Source organism: uncultured Paracoccus sp., assembly GCF_945915435.1.
Classification (GTDB): Bacteria; Pseudomonadota; Alphaproteobacteria; order Rhodobacterales; family Rhodobacteraceae; genus Paracoccus.
This window is the reverse complement of record NZ_CAMEFG010000021.1, coordinates 20,331-38,841: the sequence shown is the minus strand read 5'-3', so window position 1 is coordinate 38,841 and position 18,511 is coordinate 20,331. Positions and strand designations below refer to the sequence as shown.

At 65.7% G+C, this 18,511-nt stretch carries 14 protein-coding genes; 8 read left to right on the top strand and 6 right to left on the bottom strand.

Annotation, left to right across the window (positions count from 1 at the left end):
* Positions 1–40: 40 nt before the first annotated feature.
* The 3 genes from Q0O97_RS08895 to Q0O97_RS08885 are packed head-to-tail and all read right to left on the bottom strand — an operon-like array spanning position 41 to position 3,148.
* The gene (locus Q0O97_RS08895) at positions 41–1,870 is read right to left on the bottom strand and encodes a M3 family oligoendopeptidase (protein ID WP_294927595.1); all 1,830 of its coding nucleotides are present in this window, start codon (positions 1,868–1,870) and stop codon (positions 41–43) included.
* A gap of 47 nt (positions 1,871–1,917) precedes the next feature.
* The gene (locus Q0O97_RS08890) at positions 1,918–2,856 is read right to left on the bottom strand and encodes an alpha/beta hydrolase (RefSeq protein ID WP_294927592.1); all 939 of its coding nucleotides are present in this window, start codon (positions 2,854–2,856) and stop codon (positions 1,918–1,920) included.
* Between the two features lie 7 nt (positions 2,857–2,863).
* Entirely contained in the window at positions 2,864–3,148 is a 285-nt protein-coding gene (locus Q0O97_RS08885) for an SCP2 sterol-binding domain-containing protein (protein WP_294927589.1), read from the bottom strand.
* 60 nt (positions 3,149–3,208) lie between these two features.
* On the opposite strand from Q0O97_RS08885, the gene Q0O97_RS17470 reads away from it, so the two are divergent.
* The 5 genes from Q0O97_RS17470 to Q0O97_RS08860 all read left to right on the top strand — a co-directional run bounded on the left by Q0O97_RS17470 (position 3,209) and on the right by Q0O97_RS08860 (position 8,581).
* Positions 3,209–3,958 (top strand): tetratricopeptide repeat protein, encoded by a 750-nt coding sequence (locus Q0O97_RS17470; protein ID WP_366125249.1) that lies wholly within the window; start codon positions 3,209–3,211, stop codon positions 3,956–3,958.
* A 3-nt stretch (positions 3,959–3,961) separates the two neighbouring features.
* Positions 3,962–6,943, top strand: a complete 2,982-nt coding sequence (locus Q0O97_RS08875) for a helicase-related protein (RefSeq protein WP_294927586.1) — start codon at positions 3,962–3,964, stop codon at positions 6,941–6,943.
* 10 nt (positions 6,944–6,953) lie between these two features.
* Positions 6,954–7,232 (top strand): RNA-binding S4 domain-containing protein, encoded by a 279-nt coding sequence (locus Q0O97_RS08870; RefSeq protein ID WP_294927583.1) that lies wholly within the window; start codon positions 6,954–6,956, stop codon positions 7,230–7,232.
* Between the two features lie 173 nt (positions 7,233–7,405).
* On the top strand, positions 7,406–7,744 hold the full coding sequence (gene fdxA / locus Q0O97_RS08865) for a ferredoxin FdxA (RefSeq protein WP_294927579.1): 339 nt from the start codon (positions 7,406–7,408) through the stop codon (positions 7,742–7,744).
* 327 nt (positions 7,745–8,071) lie between these two features.
* Positions 8,072–8,581: a CarD family transcriptional regulator gene (locus Q0O97_RS08860; protein ID WP_294927576.1), complete on the top strand. Its 510-nt coding sequence runs from the start codon at positions 8,072–8,074 to the stop codon at positions 8,579–8,581.
* A gap of 63 nt (positions 8,582–8,644) precedes the next feature.
* On the opposite strand, the gene Q0O97_RS08855 is transcribed toward Q0O97_RS08860, so the two are convergent.
* Positions 8,645–10,036 (bottom strand): dipeptidase, encoded by a 1,392-nt coding sequence (locus Q0O97_RS08855; protein WP_294927573.1) that lies wholly within the window; start codon positions 10,034–10,036, stop codon positions 8,645–8,647.
* Positions 10,037–10,205: 169 nt separating this feature from the next.
* Here Q0O97_RS08855 and hemA point away from each other — a divergent pair, with 169 nt between their 5' ends.
* The 3 genes from hemA to ispG all read left to right on the top strand — a co-directional run bounded on the left by hemA (position 10,206) and on the right by ispG (position 14,006).
* Positions 10,206–11,435 carry a 5-aminolevulinate synthase gene (hemA, locus tag Q0O97_RS08850; RefSeq protein ID WP_294927570.1) on the top strand — a complete coding sequence of 410 codons (1,230 nt, stop codon included), beginning with the start codon at positions 10,206–10,208 and terminating at the stop codon, positions 11,433–11,435.
* A gap of 162 nt (positions 11,436–11,597) precedes the next feature.
* Positions 11,598–12,806: a helix-turn-helix domain-containing protein gene (locus Q0O97_RS08845; protein WP_294927567.1), complete on the top strand. Its 1,209-nt coding sequence runs from the start codon at positions 11,598–11,600 to the stop codon at positions 12,804–12,806.
* A 90-nt stretch (positions 12,807–12,896) separates the two neighbouring features.
* A complete protein-coding gene (gene ispG / locus Q0O97_RS08840; RefSeq protein ID WP_294927564.1) occupies positions 12,897–14,006 on the top strand; it encodes a flavodoxin-dependent (E)-4-hydroxy-3-methylbut-2-enyl-diphosphate synthase in 1,110 nt (369 codons plus the stop codon).
* Between the two features lie 20 nt (positions 14,007–14,026).
* Here ispG and Q0O97_RS08835 read toward each other — a convergent pair whose 3' ends face one another.
* Complete coding sequence (locus Q0O97_RS08835; protein ID WP_294927561.1) at positions 14,027–14,779, bottom strand: DsbA family protein; 753 nt, start codon at positions 14,777–14,779, stop codon at positions 14,027–14,029.
* Between the two features lie 154 nt (positions 14,780–14,933).
* Positions 14,934–18,494: a hypothetical protein gene (locus tag Q0O97_RS08830; protein WP_294927558.1), complete on the bottom strand. Its 3,561-nt coding sequence runs from the start codon at positions 18,492–18,494 to the stop codon at positions 14,934–14,936.
* Between the last annotated feature and the right edge of the window lie 17 nt (positions 18,495–18,511).

Sequence of the window (18,511 nt, the reverse complement as noted above, 5' to 3'; positions counted from 1 at the left end):
GGCCCCGCACCAAAGGCGGGGCCGGGGCGGTTCGTGGCGCCTATTCCAGCGCCTCCAGTTCGGCGATGAAGCCTTCGATCATCGACAGGCCCTTGTCCCAGAAGGCGGGATCCGAGGCGTCCAGGTCGAAGGGCGCAAGCAGTTCCTTGTGGTGTTTTGAACCACCTGCACGCAAAAGCTCGAAATATTTCGACTGGAAGTCCGGCAGCCCTTCCTCATAGGCCGCATAAAGCGCATTCACCAACCCGTCCCCGAAGGCATAGGCATAGACGTAGAAAGGCGAATGCACGAAATGGGGCACATAGGACCAGAAGGTTTCATAGCCTGGCATGAATTCGAACACGGGGCCAAGCGATTCGGCCTGCACCGACATCCAGATCGCATTGATGTCCTCGGGCGTCAGTTCGCCTTGGGCGCGGGCGGCATGCAGCTTGCATTCGAAATCGTAAAAGGCGATCTGGCGCACGACCGTGTTGATCATGTCCTCGACCTTGCCGGCCAGCAGCGCCTTGCGCTGCGCGGGGTCGGTGGTCCTGGCCAGCAAGGCGCGGAAGGTCAGCATCTCGCCAAAGACGCTGGCGGTTTCCGCCAGCGTCAGCGGCGTCGAGGCCAGCAACTCGCCCTGCGCTGCCGCCAGCCGCTGGTGGACGCCGTGGCCCAGCTCATGCGCCAGGGTCATCACGTCGCGCGGCTTGCCCAGGTAGTTCAGCAGCACATAGGGGTGGACGGTGGTGACGGTCGGATGGGCGAAGGCGCCCGGTGCCTTGCCCGGCTTCACGCCCGCGTCGATCCAGCCCTTGTCGAAGAAGGGCCGCGCCAGATCGGCCAGTTCAGGCGAGAAACCCGCATAGGCGTCCAGCACGGTCGCCTGCGCCTCGGGCCAGGGGATGGTGCGCGGGGTTTCGGTCGGCAGCGGCGCGTTGCGGTCCCAGACCTGCAATTTGTCCAGCCCCAGCCAGCGCGCCTTGAGCGCATAGTAGCGATGCGACAGGCGGGGATAGGCGGCGACCACGGCGTCGCGCAGCGCCTGCACCACCTCGGGTTCGACATCGTTGGACAGGTGGCGCCCGGTCTGCGGAGTGGGCATCTTGCGCCAGCCGTCTTCGATCGCCTTTTCCTTGGCAAGCGTATTATGAATGCGTGAAAACAGCTTGATATTGCCTTGGAAAACCTTGGCCAGCGCCTTCGCGCCCTGTTCGCGGCGCGTGCGGTCGTGGTCGGTCAGCAGGTTCAGCGTGGCCTCCAGCCCCATTTCCTGACCGCCGACGTCGAAGCTTAGCCCCGCGGTGGTTTCGTCGAAAAGCCGGTTCCACGCCGCAGCACCCACGACCGAATTGTCATGCAGGAATTTTTCCAACTCGTCCGACAATTGGTAGGGGCGCATCGCGCGCATCCGGTCGAACACGGGCTTGTAGCGGGCAGGACCGTCGGGGGCGGTGAACAGATGCTGATAGACCTCGTCCGGGATGCGGTTGAACTCAAGCGAGAAAAAGACAAGATTTGTCGTATAATTCGTTATTTTTTCTTGATAATCTCCCAACATCTTGGCGCGTGCGCCGTCCGTCGTGTTCTGGTAATAGCGCAGCCCGACATAGGACATCAGCCGCCCGGCAAGGGTGTCGATGTCCTGATAGGCCTCGACGCATTCCAGCATCCGGGCGGGGGTCAGATCGGCCAGCCGGGTTTCGTAGATGCGCGCGAAGTCGGCGCAGGCGATTTCCAGCGCGGCCAGGTCCTCGGCCAGCTTCGGGTCCTGGGGGCTGGCGTAGAGGTCCGTCAGGTCCCATTCGGGCAGGTCGCCAAGCGGGGTCTCGCCCGAGCGGGCGGCGTCGTGATCGCGCGTCAGGGGAAGGGGGGCGGGAAGCGTCATTCATGCACCTTTCGTTTGTGCGAACTTGGCCCCTTTCCCCGTCGGCTTCAACCCGTTGACAGGTAATGTTCGATGGCGGCGTCCAGGAAACGGCGGCGCAGGGGCGGCCTTTCCATCATCGGCTCGTGCAGGGCCTCGGGCAGTTCCAGCAGCCGCGCCTGCGGCCAGCGTTCCAGCCGCGCGTGGATCGCCTGGGGCGAGACGATGCGCTCCTTTCCGCCAAGCCCGATCAGCGTCGGGACGGGGGGCGAGGGCAGCGCGGCCAGCCGGCGGCATTCCTGCAAGGCGCTGAACAGCCAATCGTGCGAGACCCCGCCAAGCACCATTTCGGGCCAGGCGACGGCCTCTTCGATCAGCCGGCCCCATTGGCGCGGATCGCCGGTCAGCAGGTTTTCCGCGTAAGAGGTGGTCAGGACGAAGGACGCCTCGCCGCCCGAGGTGGGGACGTAGCGCCGGCCCCGCCCCAACCTGCGCGCGACGCGGGACATGGTCAGCGCGATGCGTTCAAGCTGCGGGCCAAGGCGGATGCCCCACATCGGCGCGGAAAAGACGGCGCTGCGCACCGGCAGGCCGGTCGTCAGCGCGGCCAGCCCGATCGCGCCGCCCATCGAATGGGCCAGCAGGTGCCACGGCCGGGGCAGGTCCAGGTCCTGCGCGGCGACGATCATTTCCACCACGTCCTGCTGGTAATCAGCGAAATCGGGGACATGGCTGGCGCGGCTGTCGGGGTCCAGACGGTCCGACAGGCCCTGTCCGCGCCATTCGACGGCCAGCACGTCCAGCCCGGCGTGGTTCAGATCGGCCGCGGTGGCGGCATATTTCTCGTGATATTCGGTGCGGCCCTGCATCAGCAGGACCGTCCCGCGCCCCTGGTCCGACGGCCAATGCGCCGCCCGCAGCCTGACCCCGTCCCCGGCCCGCAGCCAGAAGGCGCGGGCGTGGACGGGCGGATCGCCCGGCAGGCTGTGGAAGGGCGCGGGGGTCAAGGGCCGCTCAGGCCAAGAGGGCGGCCAGCTTCAGCGCGACCCCCATCGAGCCGTCCAGTTGCAGCTTGCCTGTCATATAGGCGGCGGTGGCGTTGACCTCGCCGTTCAGCAACCCCTCGAATGTCTCGCGGTCGGCGGTCAGGGTGACTTCGGTTTCCTCATCCCCCTCGCGCACGCCGCTTTCGTCGATGATGATCGAGCCTTCGTCGCGGATCACGAACTTGGCGCTGGAATCGAAACTGGGAACCTTGGCTTTCAGCGCCTCGACGGCTGCGGCGACGACCTTGCTCATTCACATTCTCCCTATCGGCTTTCTCTGGCATAGTGCCATGCAAAGAGTTACATGACGCATATGCGCCAGCCTACCCGCAAATTCCACCATGTCGTGACGGCATCGCTGCTGTCCTTGGCGCTTTTGCCGCCGCTTTTTTCCGGCGACCGGATCACGGCGCGGGCGCAGGACGGTTTTCCGCTGCCCGGCATCGGTCTCGACGAAGGCGTTCCGCCCGATCCCGCGCCCGAGATGGCGCCCGAACCGGGGGACGGGGACGGCCCGCTTCTGGTCGATCCCGACATTCTGGCGGTCGAGGACCCCGCGCCCGATCCCACCGCACCCCTGCCCACGGATGAGGATATGGATGCGCTTTTCGCCGAGCTTGCGCAGCAAGGCGGCGAGGGCTGGCGGCGCGCGGAACTGGACATCCTGCGGATCTGGTCGCGCTCGGGTTCGTTGGCGATGGACCTGCTCTATCGCCGGGGCGAGGCGGCGCTGGACGCGGGCGACCTGACGTCCGCCATCGGGCACCTGACCGCGCTGACCGACCACGCGCCCGATTTCGCCCAAGGCTGGCAGTTGCGGGCGGTGGCCTTCTACCTGGACGGCGAATTCGGTCCCGCCATCGCCGACCTGGCCCGCACGCTGGAACTGGAGCCGCGCCATTTCGGCGCCCTGACCCAGCTTGGCACCATGCTGGAGGAGTTGGGCCACGACCGCCGCGCGCTTGAGGCCTATCGCGAAAGCCTGAAGATCAACCCCCACCAGCAAGAGGCGACGGATGCCGTCCGCCGGCTCGAGCAGAAAACGGCGGGCACGGACGCCTGATCCATGACCAACACCAATGCGCGCGTGACGGCCGTTCTGGGGCCGACCAATACCGGCAAGACGCATTACGCCATCGAGCGGATGCTGGCCCATCGCACCGGCGTCATCGGCCTGCCGCTGCGCCTGCTTGCGCGCGAGGTCTATGACCGCATCGTCGCGCAACGCGGGGCCAATACCGTCGCCCTGATCACCGGAGAGGAACGCATCGTCCCCGACCGCGTGCGCTATTGGGTCGCCACGACCGAGGCGATGCCCGACGTCGCCCCCGATTTCGTCGCCATCGACGAGATCCAGCTTTGCGCCGACCCCGAGCGCGGCCATGTCTTTACCGACCGGCTGCTGAACATGCGCGGTCTGCACGAGACGCTTCTGCTGGGCAGCGACACCATGCGCCCGGCCATCGCCGCGCTGGTGCCCGGCGTGCAATTCGCGCGGCGCGAACGGTTCTCGGCCCTGACATGGGCGGGGTCGAAGAAGCTGTCGCGGATGCCCGCGCGCTCGGCCGTCGTCGGGTTCTCGGTCGATAACGTCTATGCGATGGCCGAGCTGATCCGCCGCCAGAAGGGCGGTGCCGCCGTCGTCATGGGGGCGCTGTCGCCGCGCACCCGCAATGCGCAGGTCGCGATGTATCAGGATGGCGAGGTCGATTTCCTCGTCGCGACCGACGCCATCGGCATGGGGCTGAACCTGGATATCCGCCATGTCGCCTTTTCCTCGACCGAGAAATTCGACGGCCGCCGCACCCGCCCGCTGTTTCCGCACGAAATGGGCCAGATCGCAGGCCGCGCGGGCCGCCATACCGAACCGGGCACCTTCGGCGTGACGGGCGAGGCTCCGCCGCTGGACCCCGGCCTGATCGAGGCGATCGAGAATCACCGCTTCGCCCCGATCCAGCGGCTGATGTGGCGCAACAACGCGCTGGAATTCGGCACGATGGACCGTCTGGTGGAATCGCTGGAAACCTCGCCCGCCTCGGGGTGGCTGTCGCGCGGGCGCGAGGCGGACGATCTGCGCGCGCTGAAATCCATGCGCGAGATGCCGGAAATGCGCGACCGTGTGACGAATGGCCGCGACGTGCGGCTGCTCTGGGACGTGTGCCGGGTGCCGGATTTCCGCGGCATCTCGCCCGCCGAACATGCGGGGCTTTTGCTGCGGATCTACGGCTTCCTGCAGGAAGGCGGCATCCCGCAGGACTGGCTGGCCCGCCAGATCGCGCGCATCGACAAGGTGCAGGGCGACATCGACGCGCTGTCGAAACGTCTGTCCTTCATCCGCACATGGACCTATGTTGCGCAAAGAACCGGCTGGGTCCGGGATGAAAGTCATTGGCGCGCGGAAACTCGCGCTGTAGAAGACCGCTTGTCGGATGCGTTGCACGCAGCCCTGACGCAAAGATTCGTGGACCGGCGCACCTCCGTGCTTCTGCGCCGGCTCAAACAGAAGGAGAGCCTTTTGGCCGAGGTGAATGACAAGGGCGAAGTGACGGTCGAGGGCGAGTTCGCCGGTCGGCTGGAAGGGTTTCGCTTTCACGCTGATCCGTCAGCTTCCGGGGACGAGGCGCGCACGCTGACCCGCGCCGCCTACGAGGCGCTGCGGCCCGAGTTCCATCTGCGCGCGGATCGCTTCTACAACGCGCCCGACACCGAGCTGGACTTCACCGAGCAGGGCGGGCTGATGTGGGGCAGTTCCGCCGTCGGCAAGCTGGTCAAGGGCGCCGAGCCGCTGAAACCCGGCGTCGAGGCTTTCGTCGACGACGAGGCAGGCCCCGAGATCGCCGAGAAGGTCAAGCGCCGCTTGCAGCATTTCATCGACCGCAAGGTGGCGACCGGTTTTGAACCGCTGCTGGCGATGAAGAACGACGAGAGCCTGACCGGCCTTGCGCGCGGCTTCGCCTTCCGCTTGGTCGAGGCGCTTGGCGTCCTGCCACGCGAACAGGTCTCGTCAGAGGTCAAGGAGCTGGACCAGGAAGCGCGCGGCTTCCTGCGCAAGCACGGCGTGCGCTTCGGCCAATACACCATCTTCCAGCCCGCGCTGCTGAAACCCGCGCCGACGCGGCTGCGGCTGGTGCTGTGGGGTCTGGATCAGGGCCTTGCCGAGTTTCCCGAAAGCCCGCCCCCCGGTCTGGTGACCATTCCCAACCTGCCCGACGTGCCGAAGGGCTACTATACGCTTTCGGGCTATCATCCCGCGGGCGAGCGCGCGATTCGCATCGACATGCTGGAACGGCTGGCCGACATGCTGCGCACGCAGGACAGCCGCGGGGGCTTCGAGGCGGTGCCCGACATGCTCTCGATCACCGGCATGACGCTTGAACAATTCGCAGGGCTGATGACCGGCCTTGGCTATCATGCCGAGCCGGGCGAACGACCCAAGCAGCGCGCCGAAGCACCTGTGGCCGAGGCCGCGCCCTCGGTCGATCCCGAGGCGCTGGCGTCGGAAAACCCGCTGACCGAAGAGGAAAGCGTCCTGCAAGCCGAAACCCGCGCCAAGTGGGAAGCCGAACAGGCTGCCCGCAAGGCCGCCGAGGAAGAAGCGGCGGCCCTTGCGGCGGCCGAGGCGGCTGACGGCCAGCCTGCCCCCGAAGCCCCCGCCGGGGACGAGGCCGTCCCCGAAGCGGCGCCCGAGACCGAGACCTTCTATACCTTTACCTGGGCACCGCGTCCGCGCGGGCCTCGCCGTCCGGCGGGCGACGGGCAGGGCCGCCGCCGTCCCGCGCGCCAGGACCAGCAGGCCCAGGGTGGCGAGGACCAGGCCAGGGGCAAGCCGCGCGGCAAGAAGCGCCATCACGGCGAAGACGGGCAAGGCGATCACGGCGGACGCGGCAAGCCGCAGGGCGGGCGTCACCCCAAGGGCGGCGGGGCCAAGGGTGGGGCCAAGGGCGGACAGGGGGCCAAGACCTTCTCGGCCCGTCCGCCGCGCGCCGAAAAGCCCATCGATCCCGACAACCCCTTTGCCGTTCTGGCCGCGCTGAAGAACAAGACATGACCGGGGGCGCATGAATCAGCAGGACGGGGCCGACAGCATCCGGCTTGACCGCTGGCTGCATCATGCCCGTGTCTTTCGCACGAGGACGCTTGCCTCGGACGCGGTGGCAAGGGGTGGGATCCGCGTCAACGGTCAGCCCTGCCGAAAACCCGCCCATGTGGTGCGGCATGGCGATACGCTGACGGTCTCGGCCCACGGTCAGGTGCGGGTGCTGAAGGTGCTGGGTCTTGCCGAACGCCGCGGCCCGGCAACCGAGGCTGCGCTGCTTTACGAGGAAATCGATCCCTGAAGCGGCAGGATCGGTATCGGCGACGGGACAATATCCCTGCAAGATCCGGTTTGCGGAAAACCCGTTCCGCCGTCCCATGCAACAGGCCGATGCCGGTCTTTTCGGCCCCGGCCACCTTGAATGATCGATCCACCGGGCGTAACTAGCCGGGCAGGAAACAGGAATATCGCAACATGACCTATGTCGTCACAGATAACTGCATCATGTGCAAATACACCGATTGCGTCGAGGTGTGCCCCGTGGACTGTTTCTACGAGGGCGAGAACACGCTGGTGATCCACCCCGACGAGTGTATCGACTGCGGCGTATGCGAACCCGAATGTCCTGCCGACGCCATCCGCCCGGACACCGAGCCGGACATGGACAAATGGGTCGAGTTCAACCGCAAGTATTCCGAACAATGGCCCGTCATCACGCGCAAGAAGGACCCGATGCCCAACGCCGCCGAGATGGACGGGATGCCGGGCAAGCTTGAGAAGTATTTCTCGGAAGCGCCGGGCGAGGGGGATTGATCCGCGCAGGGTGATTCGGCCCGCCCCTGAGCCGGGAAAGGTCAGGCCGTTTCGTCCAGATAATTGATTCAAGAAGATAAAATCAGTCGGACCCGGTTTTTTCTGCGCTGCCGCAAGATGCTATGCTTGGGGCGGAAAATGTGATATAAACTTGTCACACAAGGCAGAACACGGACAGGTCCGAACTGGCCGTCCCCCTGCATGTCCAAACGCTTGCTGCCCCGCCACAGCGTTCATTGCGAAGAAATACAACCGCCCGGGGATGGGGCGATCCATCCCTTCAGGGCGATTTGCGCCGCCTGACGGGCGCCACCAAGAGGAAGCCAAATGTCGAAGTCGAAAAAGTCTGAATTCCGCCCCGATGATTTCGTTGTCTACCCGACCCACGGCGTGGGCCGGATCGTTTCGATCGAGGAACAGGAGGTCGCGGGCCTCAGGCTGGAAATGTTCGTCATATCCTTTGAAAAGGACAAGATGACCCTTCGCGTCCCGACCGCGCGCGCCAGCGAGATCGGCATGCGTGGCCTGTCCACCCCGGACCTGGTGGACCGCGCGCTGGAAACGCTGAAGGGCAAGGCCCGCGTCAAGCGCACCATGTGGTCGCGCCGCGCGCAGGAATATGAACAGAAGATCAACTCGGGCGACCTGATGTCGATCGCCGAGGTGGTACGCGACCTGCATCGCAACGATGACCAGCGCGAGCAATCCTATTCCGAGCGCCAGCTTTACGAATCGGCGCTGGACCGCCTGACCCGCGAAGTCGCCGCCGTCATCGGCCTGGACGAGGCCGGCGCCCAGAAGCGCGTCGATGAAGTGCTGCTGACCCGCGCCGCCTGATCCGGCGCGCGGGATGTGCAAAGGGCGCCGTCGCGGCGCCCTTTTTCGTCAGCCCCCTTTTCGTCAGCCCCGGTGCAGCGCCGTCAGGATGCGCGCCCAGCTTCGCGCGCCCTTGGCAAAGCTTGCGACGTCGTATTTCTCGTTCGGTGAATGGATGCGGTCGTCGTCGCGGGCAAAGCCGATCAGCATGGAATCCATGCCCAGGATCTGCTTGAAATCCCCGGCGATGGGGATCGAGCCGCCCGCGCCGATATAGGCGGCCTCGCGCCCCCATTCCTCGCTCAGCGCCTGTTTCGCGGCGGCGAAGGCGGGGTCCGAGATATCCATGCGGCTGGCCGGGCTGCCGCCGTGAGGCGCGAATTCGATCCGGCAATCCTGCGGCACATGCGCGCGCATATAGGCGTGGAAGGCGTCGCGGATCCTGTCGGGGTTCTGGCGCCCCACCAACCGGAAACTGACCTTGGCCGAGGCCGTGGCGGGCAGCACCGTCTTGAAGCCTTCGCCGGTATAGCCGCCCGACATACCGTTGATTTCAAAGGTCGGCTGGCTCCAGACCATTTCCAGCCCGCTGCGGCCCCTTTCGCCGATGGGATGGCGCAGGCCCACGCCTGATAGGAAGCCGCCCGCGTCGAAGCCGAGCGCCTCCCAGTCGCGGCGCAACTCGGGCGAAAGCTCATCCACCCCGTCGTAGAAGCCGGGCAGGGTGATGCGGCCGTTTTCGTCCTTCAGCCCCGCCAGCGCGTTGCACAGGATTTGCAGCGGATTCGCCGCAAGTCCCCCGAAGGACCCCGAATGCAGGTCGCGATCCGCCGCGCGGATGGTGATTTCCTCGCCGTAGAGGCCGCGAAGCTGGGTCGTGATGGCGGGGCGGCCGTCGGCATACATGCCGGTGTCGCAGATCATGGCGATATCGGCGCGCAGCTCGTCGCGGTTTTCGTGCAGGAATGGGCGCAGGCTGGGCGAGCCGGATTCCTCCTCGCCCTCGAACAGCAGGACCAGGTTGGGGGGCAGGGCGCCGGTGACCTCTTTCCAGGCGCGAAAGGCCTCGACGAAGGTCATCAACTGGCCCTTGTCGTCGGATGCGCCGCGCGCGCGGATGACGCTGCCCGCCGGCGTTTCCTCGATCACCGGATCGAAGGGCGGGCGGTCCCACAGGTCCAGCGGATCGACCGGCTGAACGTCGTAATGGCCGTAAAACAACAGCTTCGGCCCTGCGCCTTCGGGGGAATGGGCGACGACCATCGGATGGCCGGGCGTCTCGCGCAGATCGGCCTGAAAGCCCAGTTCCCGCAACTGGCCGCAAAGCCACTCCGCCGCCTGCCGCACCTGCGGCGCATGGGCCGGGTCGGTCGAGATCGAGGGGATGCGCAGGAAGTCCTGCAACCTGCTCAGCGCCTGGGGCAGACCGGCGTCCAGCCGTTCCAGCAGCAGGTCGGTTTCGGGGGCAGAGGTCATTTTCCCAGCCTTTTCTTAGGGTTTGAATCGGGATTGACGGGGCCGATAGCTGAACAATGCGACATTTTATCCCTGTATTTTTCCGGCTTTGATCATTATCAATGCAGCACCCGCAAGATCGATCATGATCTTCCCAGCGTTAAGGTTCAAGCAAGGCAAGGGACAGGTGATGGATTACCTAGCTGCACTCGATCAGGCGATTGGCAAACTTCACGAGGAAGGCCGCTATCGCACCTTCATCGATATCGAGCGCCGCAAGGGTGTCTATCCTCAGGCCGTCTGGACCCGCGCCGACGGGACCGAGGCCGAAATCACCGTCTGGTGCGGAAACGATTATCTGGGCATGGGCCAGCACCCCGCCGTGCTGGAGGCCATGCACGAGGCGCTGGACGCCACCGGCGCAGGCTCGGGCGGGACGCGCAACATCTCGGGGACGACGATCCATCACCGCCGGCTCGAGGCCGAACTGGCCGACCTGCACCGCAAAGACGCTGCCCTGGTCTTTTCCAGCGCCTATACGGCCAATGACGCCACGCTTTCGACGTTGCCCAAGCTGTTTCCCGGCCTGATCATCTATTCCGACGCGCTGAACCACGCCTCGATGATCGAAGGCATCCGGCGCAACGGCGGCGCCAAGCGCATCTTCCGCCACAATGACCTTGCCCACCTGCGCGAATTGCTGGAGGCCGACGATCCCGCCGCGCCCAAGCTGATCGCCTTCGAATCGATCTATTCGATGGATGGCGACTTCGCCCCGATCGAGGCGATCTGCGATCTGGCCGACGAATTCAACGCGCTGACCTATCTGGACGAGGTTCACGCCGTCGGCATGTATGGTCCCCGTGGCGGCGGCGTGGCCGAACGCGACGGGCTGAGCGACCGGATCGACATCATCAACGGGACCCTGGGCAAGGCTTTCGGCGTTTTCGGCGGCTATATCACGGCCAGCGCGAAGATGGTCGATGCGATTCGTTCCTATGCGCCGGGCTTCATCTTCACCACCTCGCTGCCGCCTGCGGTCGCGGCGGGGGCCGCGGCCTCGATCGCCTTCCTCAAGACCGAGGCCGGGCAGGAGTTGCGCGACAAGCAGCAGCTTCATGCGCGCATGCTCAAGATGCGGTTGCGCGCGCTTGGCATGCCGATCACCGATCACGGCAGCCATATCGTGCCGGTCCATGTCGGCCACCCCGTCCATTGCAAGGCGCTGTCGGACATGCTGCTGGCCGATTACGGCATCTATGTGCAGCCGATCAACTTCCCGACCGTGCCGCGCGGGACGGAAAGGCTGCGTTTCACGCCTTCGCCGGTGCATGATCCCAAGCAGATCGACCGGCTGGTGCGGGCGATGGATGCCCTCTGGTCGCAATGCGCACTGAACCGTTCATCCGCCGTCGCCTGACCGTTTCGGGGTGAATATCTCTCGCCTCCGTGATAATCTTCGACTAAGAAAGTCGTGAGATAATGTCGATTCGGGACAGACCAAATCGACAAATAATAGGGCAGGCAAAAGATGATCGGGCTGCTGGGAAAAAACCCCAATCAGCAAGCGGAAGGCGCCGGCATGGCCCCACCGGGCTATGAGGATACGGATGATATCCGCCTTGGCGACCTGATGCGGGGGGAACGGGCGACGCTTGGCAAGTCGCTGCTGGATGTCCAGCGAGAGCTGCGCATCCGCGCCTCTTACGTCGCCGCGATCGAGAATTGCGACCTGACCGCCTTCGACGCGCCCAGTTTCATCCCCGGCTATGTGCGTTCCTATGCGCGCTACCTGGGACTGGACGGCGATTGGGTGTTTCAGCGTTTCTGCCGCGAATCGGGTTTTCAGCCCCTGCACGGCATGACCCCCGCGGCGGCAGGGCCAAAGCCGCAACGCCGCCCCTCGGATCCGGCCGAGGCGCTGGCCAATCCCCATGCGCTGTTCATTCCGCAGCCCAAAAGCTTCTGGTCCACGGTCGAACCGCGCGCCGTCGGCTCGGTCCTGGTCATGGTGGCCCTGGCCTGCGGCCTTGGCTATGGCGGCTGGTCCGTCCTGCAAGAGGTGCAAAAGGTCAACCTGACGCCGGGCGAACAGTCGCCAAGCGTGGTCGCGACCCTCGATCCCGTGCAAGAGGCGGGTGAGCCGGAAAGCTTCGACATCGCCGATCTGAACCTGCCCCAGCCCGAGGCGCTCGACCGCATCTATCGCCCGCAGGTGCTGGAGGTTCCGGTGCTGGTCGCGCGCGACGGGCCGATCTCGGCCATCGATCCGGCGATCACGGCATCGACCAGCGCGATGGCCGTTCTCGATCAGGGTGCGCAGCCGCTGGAGGAAGCCGCCCAACCCGCCGGGCAGGTCGAAACCGCCATGTTCGGCCCGCAACTGCCCGCCGATCAGGCAGCGGTGCGCACCATCGCCCCCGACGCCCCCGAGGTCGAACTGCTGGCCGTGCGTCCCGCCTGGGTCCGCGTGACGTCGGGCGATGGCACGGTGCTGCTGGAAAAGACGATGGATGCGGGCGAACGCTTTGCCCTGCCCAGGCTGGAAGAACCGCCGGTTCTGCGCACCGGCAATTCCGGCGCAGTCTATTTCGGCGTGAATGGCAAGACCTATGGCCCGGTCGCACCCGGTGCGCAGGTCGTCCGCAATGTCGAACTGTCGCCCGCCTCGCTTTCTTCGCGTTTCAGCTTTGCCGATCTCAGCAAGGACCCCGAACTGGCGCAGATGATCGCGGTCGCGTCGGTTTCCTTGCAACCCGACGGGCAGGACGGCGCCACCTTGCAGGAATAGGCGCGGGAACGTGACCTTGCCGCCCTGTGTCCCACCTTGCCCGCGCAGGGTTGCGGGGTTATGTCGGGATGCAAGCGAAAGAGCAGGCAGATGACGCATAATCCGATCCGCCCGTGGCGCAATATCGAAAGGCGCAGGTCCCGCCAGATCATGGTCGGCAGCGTGCCCGTGGGGGGCGATGCGCCGATTTCGGTCCAGACGATGACCAACACCGATTCGTCGGATGTGCGTGCGACGCTGGACCAGATCATCCGGGCGGCGGATGTGGGCGCGGATATCGTCCGGGTCTCGACCCCCGATCAGGCTTCGACGCAGGCGCTGCGCGAGATCTGTCGCGAAAGCCCGGTGCCAATCGTCGCCGACATCCATTTCCACTACAAGCGCGCGATCGAGGCCGCCGAGGCTGGCGCCGCCTGCCTGCGCATCAACCCCGGCAATATCGGCGACGCGGCGCGGGTGCGCGAGGTGGTCAAGGCCGCGCGCGATCATGGTTGCTCGATCCGTATCGGCGTCAATGCCGGCAGCCTGGAGAGGCACCTGCTGGAAAAATATGGCGAGCCGTGCCCCGCCGCGATGGTCGAAAGCGGGCTGGATCATATCAAGTTGTTGCAAGACAACGATTTTCACGAGTTCAAGATCAGCGTGAAGGCGTCGGACGTGTTCCTTGCCGCAGCCGCCTATCAGGAATTGGCCGAGGCGACGGATGCCCCGATCCACCTGGGCATCACCGAGGCGGGCGGCTTTGTCGGCGGCACGGTGAAATCGGCCATCGGCCTTGGCAATCTTCTCTGGATGGGCATCGGCGACACGATCCGCGTCAGCCTGTCCGCCGATCTGGTGGAAGAGGTCAAGGTCGGTTTCGAGATCCTCAAATCCCTTGGCCTGCGCACGCGCGGGGTGCAGATCATTTCCTGCCCAAGTTGCGCACGGCAGGGCTTCGACGTGATCGCCACCGTGGCGGAACTGGAAAAGCGGCTGGAACATATCAAGACCCCGATGAGCCTGTCGATCATCGGCTGTGTCGTCAACGGACCGGGCGAGGCGCTGATGACCGATATCGGCTTTACCGGCGGCGGCGCAGGATCGGGCATGGTCTATCTGGCGGGCAGGCAGGATCACAAGATGACCAATGCCCAGATGATCGACCATATCGTCGAACTGGTCGAGGAACGCGCCGCCCGGATCGAGGCGGCCGAATAGGCCGCCCCTCTTTTTTTCGCCTAGCCTTCCGCCGCTTGCCGCGCCTGTTCGACCGCGGCGGCAAGACCGGCCTGCGGGACGCCGCGCAGCATTTCGGTTCCGATGATGAAGGTCGGGGTGCCCATGATCGCCATGCGCTCGGCCAGTTGGCGGTTCTTGCGGATAACCTCGCTGACCTCTTCGGTGTTCATGCGGTTGATGACCGCCTGCGCATCCAGCCCCAGATCCCCGGCCAATGCCGTCAGGCTTTCGGTCGTGACGGCGCCGCGCATCTCGATCAGGGCGTCGTGGGCGTTCTTATAGGCATCCGCGCCTGCGATCTGCTGGGTGGCGACGGCAAAGCGCGCGGCAAGGTCGCTTTCCTGGCCAAGGATGGGAAATTCCTTGAGGATGAAGCGGATATTTCCGTCCTCTTGCACCAGCTTCTCGACTTCGGGACTGACGCGGCGGCAGTAACCACAGCGATAGTCGACGAATTCGACCAGGGTGATGTCGCCCTCGGGATTGCCGCCGACCCAGCTATGACCGTCCTCGAATATCTCGGCCTGGTTGTTCTGGACCAACAGGCGGTCGTTATGGAACTCCTGCTCGGCGCGGCGGGATTCAAGCGCGTTGATCGCCTCGACCAGAACTTCGGGGTTGGTCATCAGATATTCGCGCACGGCATCGCCGAAGGCTTCCTTCTGCGCGTCGTCCATTGCCGCCGGATCGAAAGCCGCCGCCGGAATGGCGGTTGCGGCACATAGGGCAATGGCGGCGATTACAGCTTTCATGACGGCTCCTCTTTCCTTCGCGCATGAGGATGCCCCTGACGTGACGCGGTTGCAAGGACACCTCTGCGTGAGTTCGCCCGATGCATTCCCCGGGCAGGGCAGAGATTGGCCCGACGCCAAGGCGGGTGCAAAGGCCGGGACGGTTCCGCACGGCCTAGAACTTGCCGATCAGGTTGACGAAGACCCCGCGCTTGGCCGGTTCCACCTTGCGCAGATCGTCCGAAACCCCGCCCCAGGCATAGCCCAGGCCGACCCGTGCGTTCGGCGTAACCTCGCGATAGACCGCCAGCAGCGCGCCATATTCCGTCATCGAGGCGCGGGGTGCGTAAAAGGCGCGGACCTCGCCCATCACATCCCAACGATGCACGATGCGGTAATCCGCGCGCAACACGCTCAGATGGGCGGTCGATTTCGTGAAATCCGAACCCGCCCGGTCCGCTTGCCTGCGCATGCGCAAGCCGTATTTTCCGCCCAGCGTCCAACGCTGGTCCAGGTCGTAGCTGAAGGCGGCGTTCAGGATATGGCTGCGTTGCAGCGGCCCGTCGGCGTCGCCGTCGATATTGACCTGATCGGCGCCCGGCAGATCCTGCAGGTAGGTATAGCTGAGCAGGGCGTTCAGCCGGTCATCCGCGACCGGACGCCAGGCGTAACCCAGCATCGCCTCGATATAACGACCGTCGCGCAGGTCGTTTTCACCCTGTGAGATCACGGCGTCCAGTTCGCTGACGAACCGCCAGTCGTCGCTGGTGCGCCAGGTGAAGTCGCCCGTCACCATCCAGGTCTTGCGCGCGGCCAGCCGCAGCGGATCGTCCGAGCGTTCGCGGCGCCATTCGCCGCGCAGCTTCGCCGCCTGATCCTCGCCATTCGAAAAATGCGTGCCCAGCGAAAGCCCGGTGCGCCGCATGATCGTGCCGTCATGTTCGCGCGTCCGACCGGTGATCACCCCGCCGTCATGCCGCCAGCGTTCATCCGGCGTATAGCTGACGCCGTAGGTCGAGGTCAGCGAGCGTCGGCTGGCGACGCCGCCGCGGATCGTTTCCGTCGTATAGGCCCAGTCGTCGCTGATCCGCCGTTGCGCGCCAAGGCTCAGCCCGCGCCGTTCGCTGCTGGCCAGGCTGTCGATCCGTGTCGGATCCTCGCGCCAGCCCAGCGTATAGGTCGATGCCGCGCTGGCCGTCCATGACAGTTGCGCGCGCCCGGCCACGCCTTGCGTGCCGTCCGAGACCTCGGCCAGCGCGCGCAACCTGTCGGTCACGGCGCCCTCGGCCCCCAGGCCGATACGATTGTCCTTCAGCAGATCGCCCGAACGCGAGAGATTCGCCTGTCCGAAGATCCAGGCCGACAGGTCGTCGCCCCGATGCCATGTCAGCCGGACGGCGGCGTCGGTGCTGTCGCCGTTCTCGCCCTCGGCTTGCGAGGCGGGATTAGCGCGGTCGCGTCGTGCGATCTCGACCTCAAGCTGCCATTGCCGCTGCAGCATGGTGTCGATGCCGATGCGCGCGTGGTCGTCCCGCTTGCCCGCGTCGTCGCGAAACCGCGTCGCACCAAAAGTCAGCGCGGTGGTGGTGTTGACGGCGATACGCCCGTCCAGCCCCGCGCTGCGCTGGCCCACGGTCACGTTCCAGTCGGGCGAGGTAAAGCCCTCGTCGCGCCGGTCCACGAAACCCGAGAGGTAACCCGCACCGCCGATTTCGGCCAGATCCAGCCGGCCCTCGACATGCAGCCCGCGCGCACGCAGACCCTTGACGCCTGCGGTCGGACTGTCCGGGTCCAGGTCCAGGCCCCCGGTCAGCGACAGGGTTCGACCGAAGCCCGGTCCCTCGCTTTCGGCGATCTCGGCAGACAGCCAAGTGTCTGCGTTGCGTTTCCACAGGATATCCGCCCCGCCCAGCCGATTGTCGGCATCCCCCGCACCCTCTTGCGCCAAGGTGGCGCCGAAACGCAGGTGCGGCGTGGCCCAGCTTTCGGCGCGTGCGCCATAGCTGTCGCCGGTCTCCGCGCCATTGGCCGGGACATAATCATATTGCACCACCAGATTGACGGTTCGATCGCCAAGGGCGCTGTCGCGCACCAGCCCCGGCCCGTCGGACGAGGGCGAGAGGGGTGCGTTCAGGATCACCACGCCCTGCACGTAGTCGATGCGGTAATCCCGCCCCTCGACCAGCCGCCGTGATGAGACGATGCCGTTCGAAACCGGGTCGCGCACCTCGACGATCAGCGTCTCGGTTCCCGCTTCGATATCGCGTCGTGACAGAAAATAGGCGCTGCCGCCGGTGCCACGGAACATGTCGCGCTGGCTGAGGCGGTCGGTCGTGGCGGCATAGGCGCCGACCCTGTGGCGCGGACTGCCATCGGCGGCTGTCTCGGGCGACTGCCAGCCTACCGAGGCGCCGTAAAGCGTCCGGTCGCTGCGCACCATCCGGTCCAGGTTGCCCTCGGGGCGGAAATCGCCCCACATCGCATGGCTGCTGTCGTTTTCGATACGGGCGAACAGCCGTCCCGAGGTCGGTGCCAGATTCTCGACCGTGCTGTCGTCTCCGGTCGTCACCCAGGTGTCGCGATCTTCGATCTGGCGCAGCACCTGATCGGGGAAGCGCCGGGTGACATGGCGGAACATGTCGCGCAACTCCCGGTCGCGGGTATCGACCGAGGCGGTGATCCGCGTGCCGTCGGCCAGAACCCCTTGCATGAAGCCCGCGACCCGGCCGTAACGCCAAATCTCATCGGCTACATCGTCGCGGCCCAGTGTGATTTCGGCGATGCCCGTCGCGAAGAATTCGCGCTGCGGAACGGTGACCTGCCGGGTCTGCGACTGGTTGCCCAAGGCGATATGCAGATCGTGTTCGCCGGGCGGCAGGATGCGCTGCAACACGAAATGACGGCGCAGATCGGGCCTCACCTCTTCGCCCAGGACGGTCAGCGTTGCCCCGACCGGCAGATCCTCGCCCGAGATCGTAACCGCCGCGCCGCGCACCGGAATGCCACGCCGCGCGGTGCGATCCTCGCCCTCGCCCGCCGCGATGATGGGGCCGGTCAGATCGGGCGCTTCCAACGCGCCCGAGGTGCGGGTCAGCGGCAGGGCCACGGTTTCATCGTAGCGTCCGTTCCGGTCGTGGACGCGCAACAGATAGTGCAACTCGTCCGGGCCATCGGCGGGAACCGTCCATTCGATCAGCCCGTTCGGGCGCGTGGGCAGCACCGCGACCGGATGGCCGGGACGGTCGGGATCGATCACGATCACCTCGGCCCGCGCGATCCAGCCGGGATAGTTCGAGGACGTGCGGAAACGCACCCTCTCCCCCGCCCGATAGCTGCTGCGCATGTCGGCGGTCGAGATATTCAGGATCGGCCTTGCGCCCAGCCCGTCGACGCTGACCCGCAGACCCAGCCGGTCCAGATCGTGATCCATGTCCCGCAGCCGGTCCAACGCGGGCGGCGTGCCGGCGATCGGCTTGCGCGGCGCGGCGGGTGCCGCGTCGATCGAGATCGAAAAGCCCAAGGATCCAAGATCTTGGGCCGGATCGTGCCACGCATTGGGCGGCGGTTCGCGTGAAATCACCGCCCCCGCATTGTCGTGGGCACAGCCGCCGGGCAGTTCGCCCTGCACCAATGCGCAGCCATGCGCGCCGCTTCGCTCGGCCAGTGCCGGTTGCAGCGGCAGGATCAGGGCAAGGGCGGTGCAGGCCGCCAGTCTGTTCTTGATAATCGCTTTCATGATCGAAAAATCCGCCA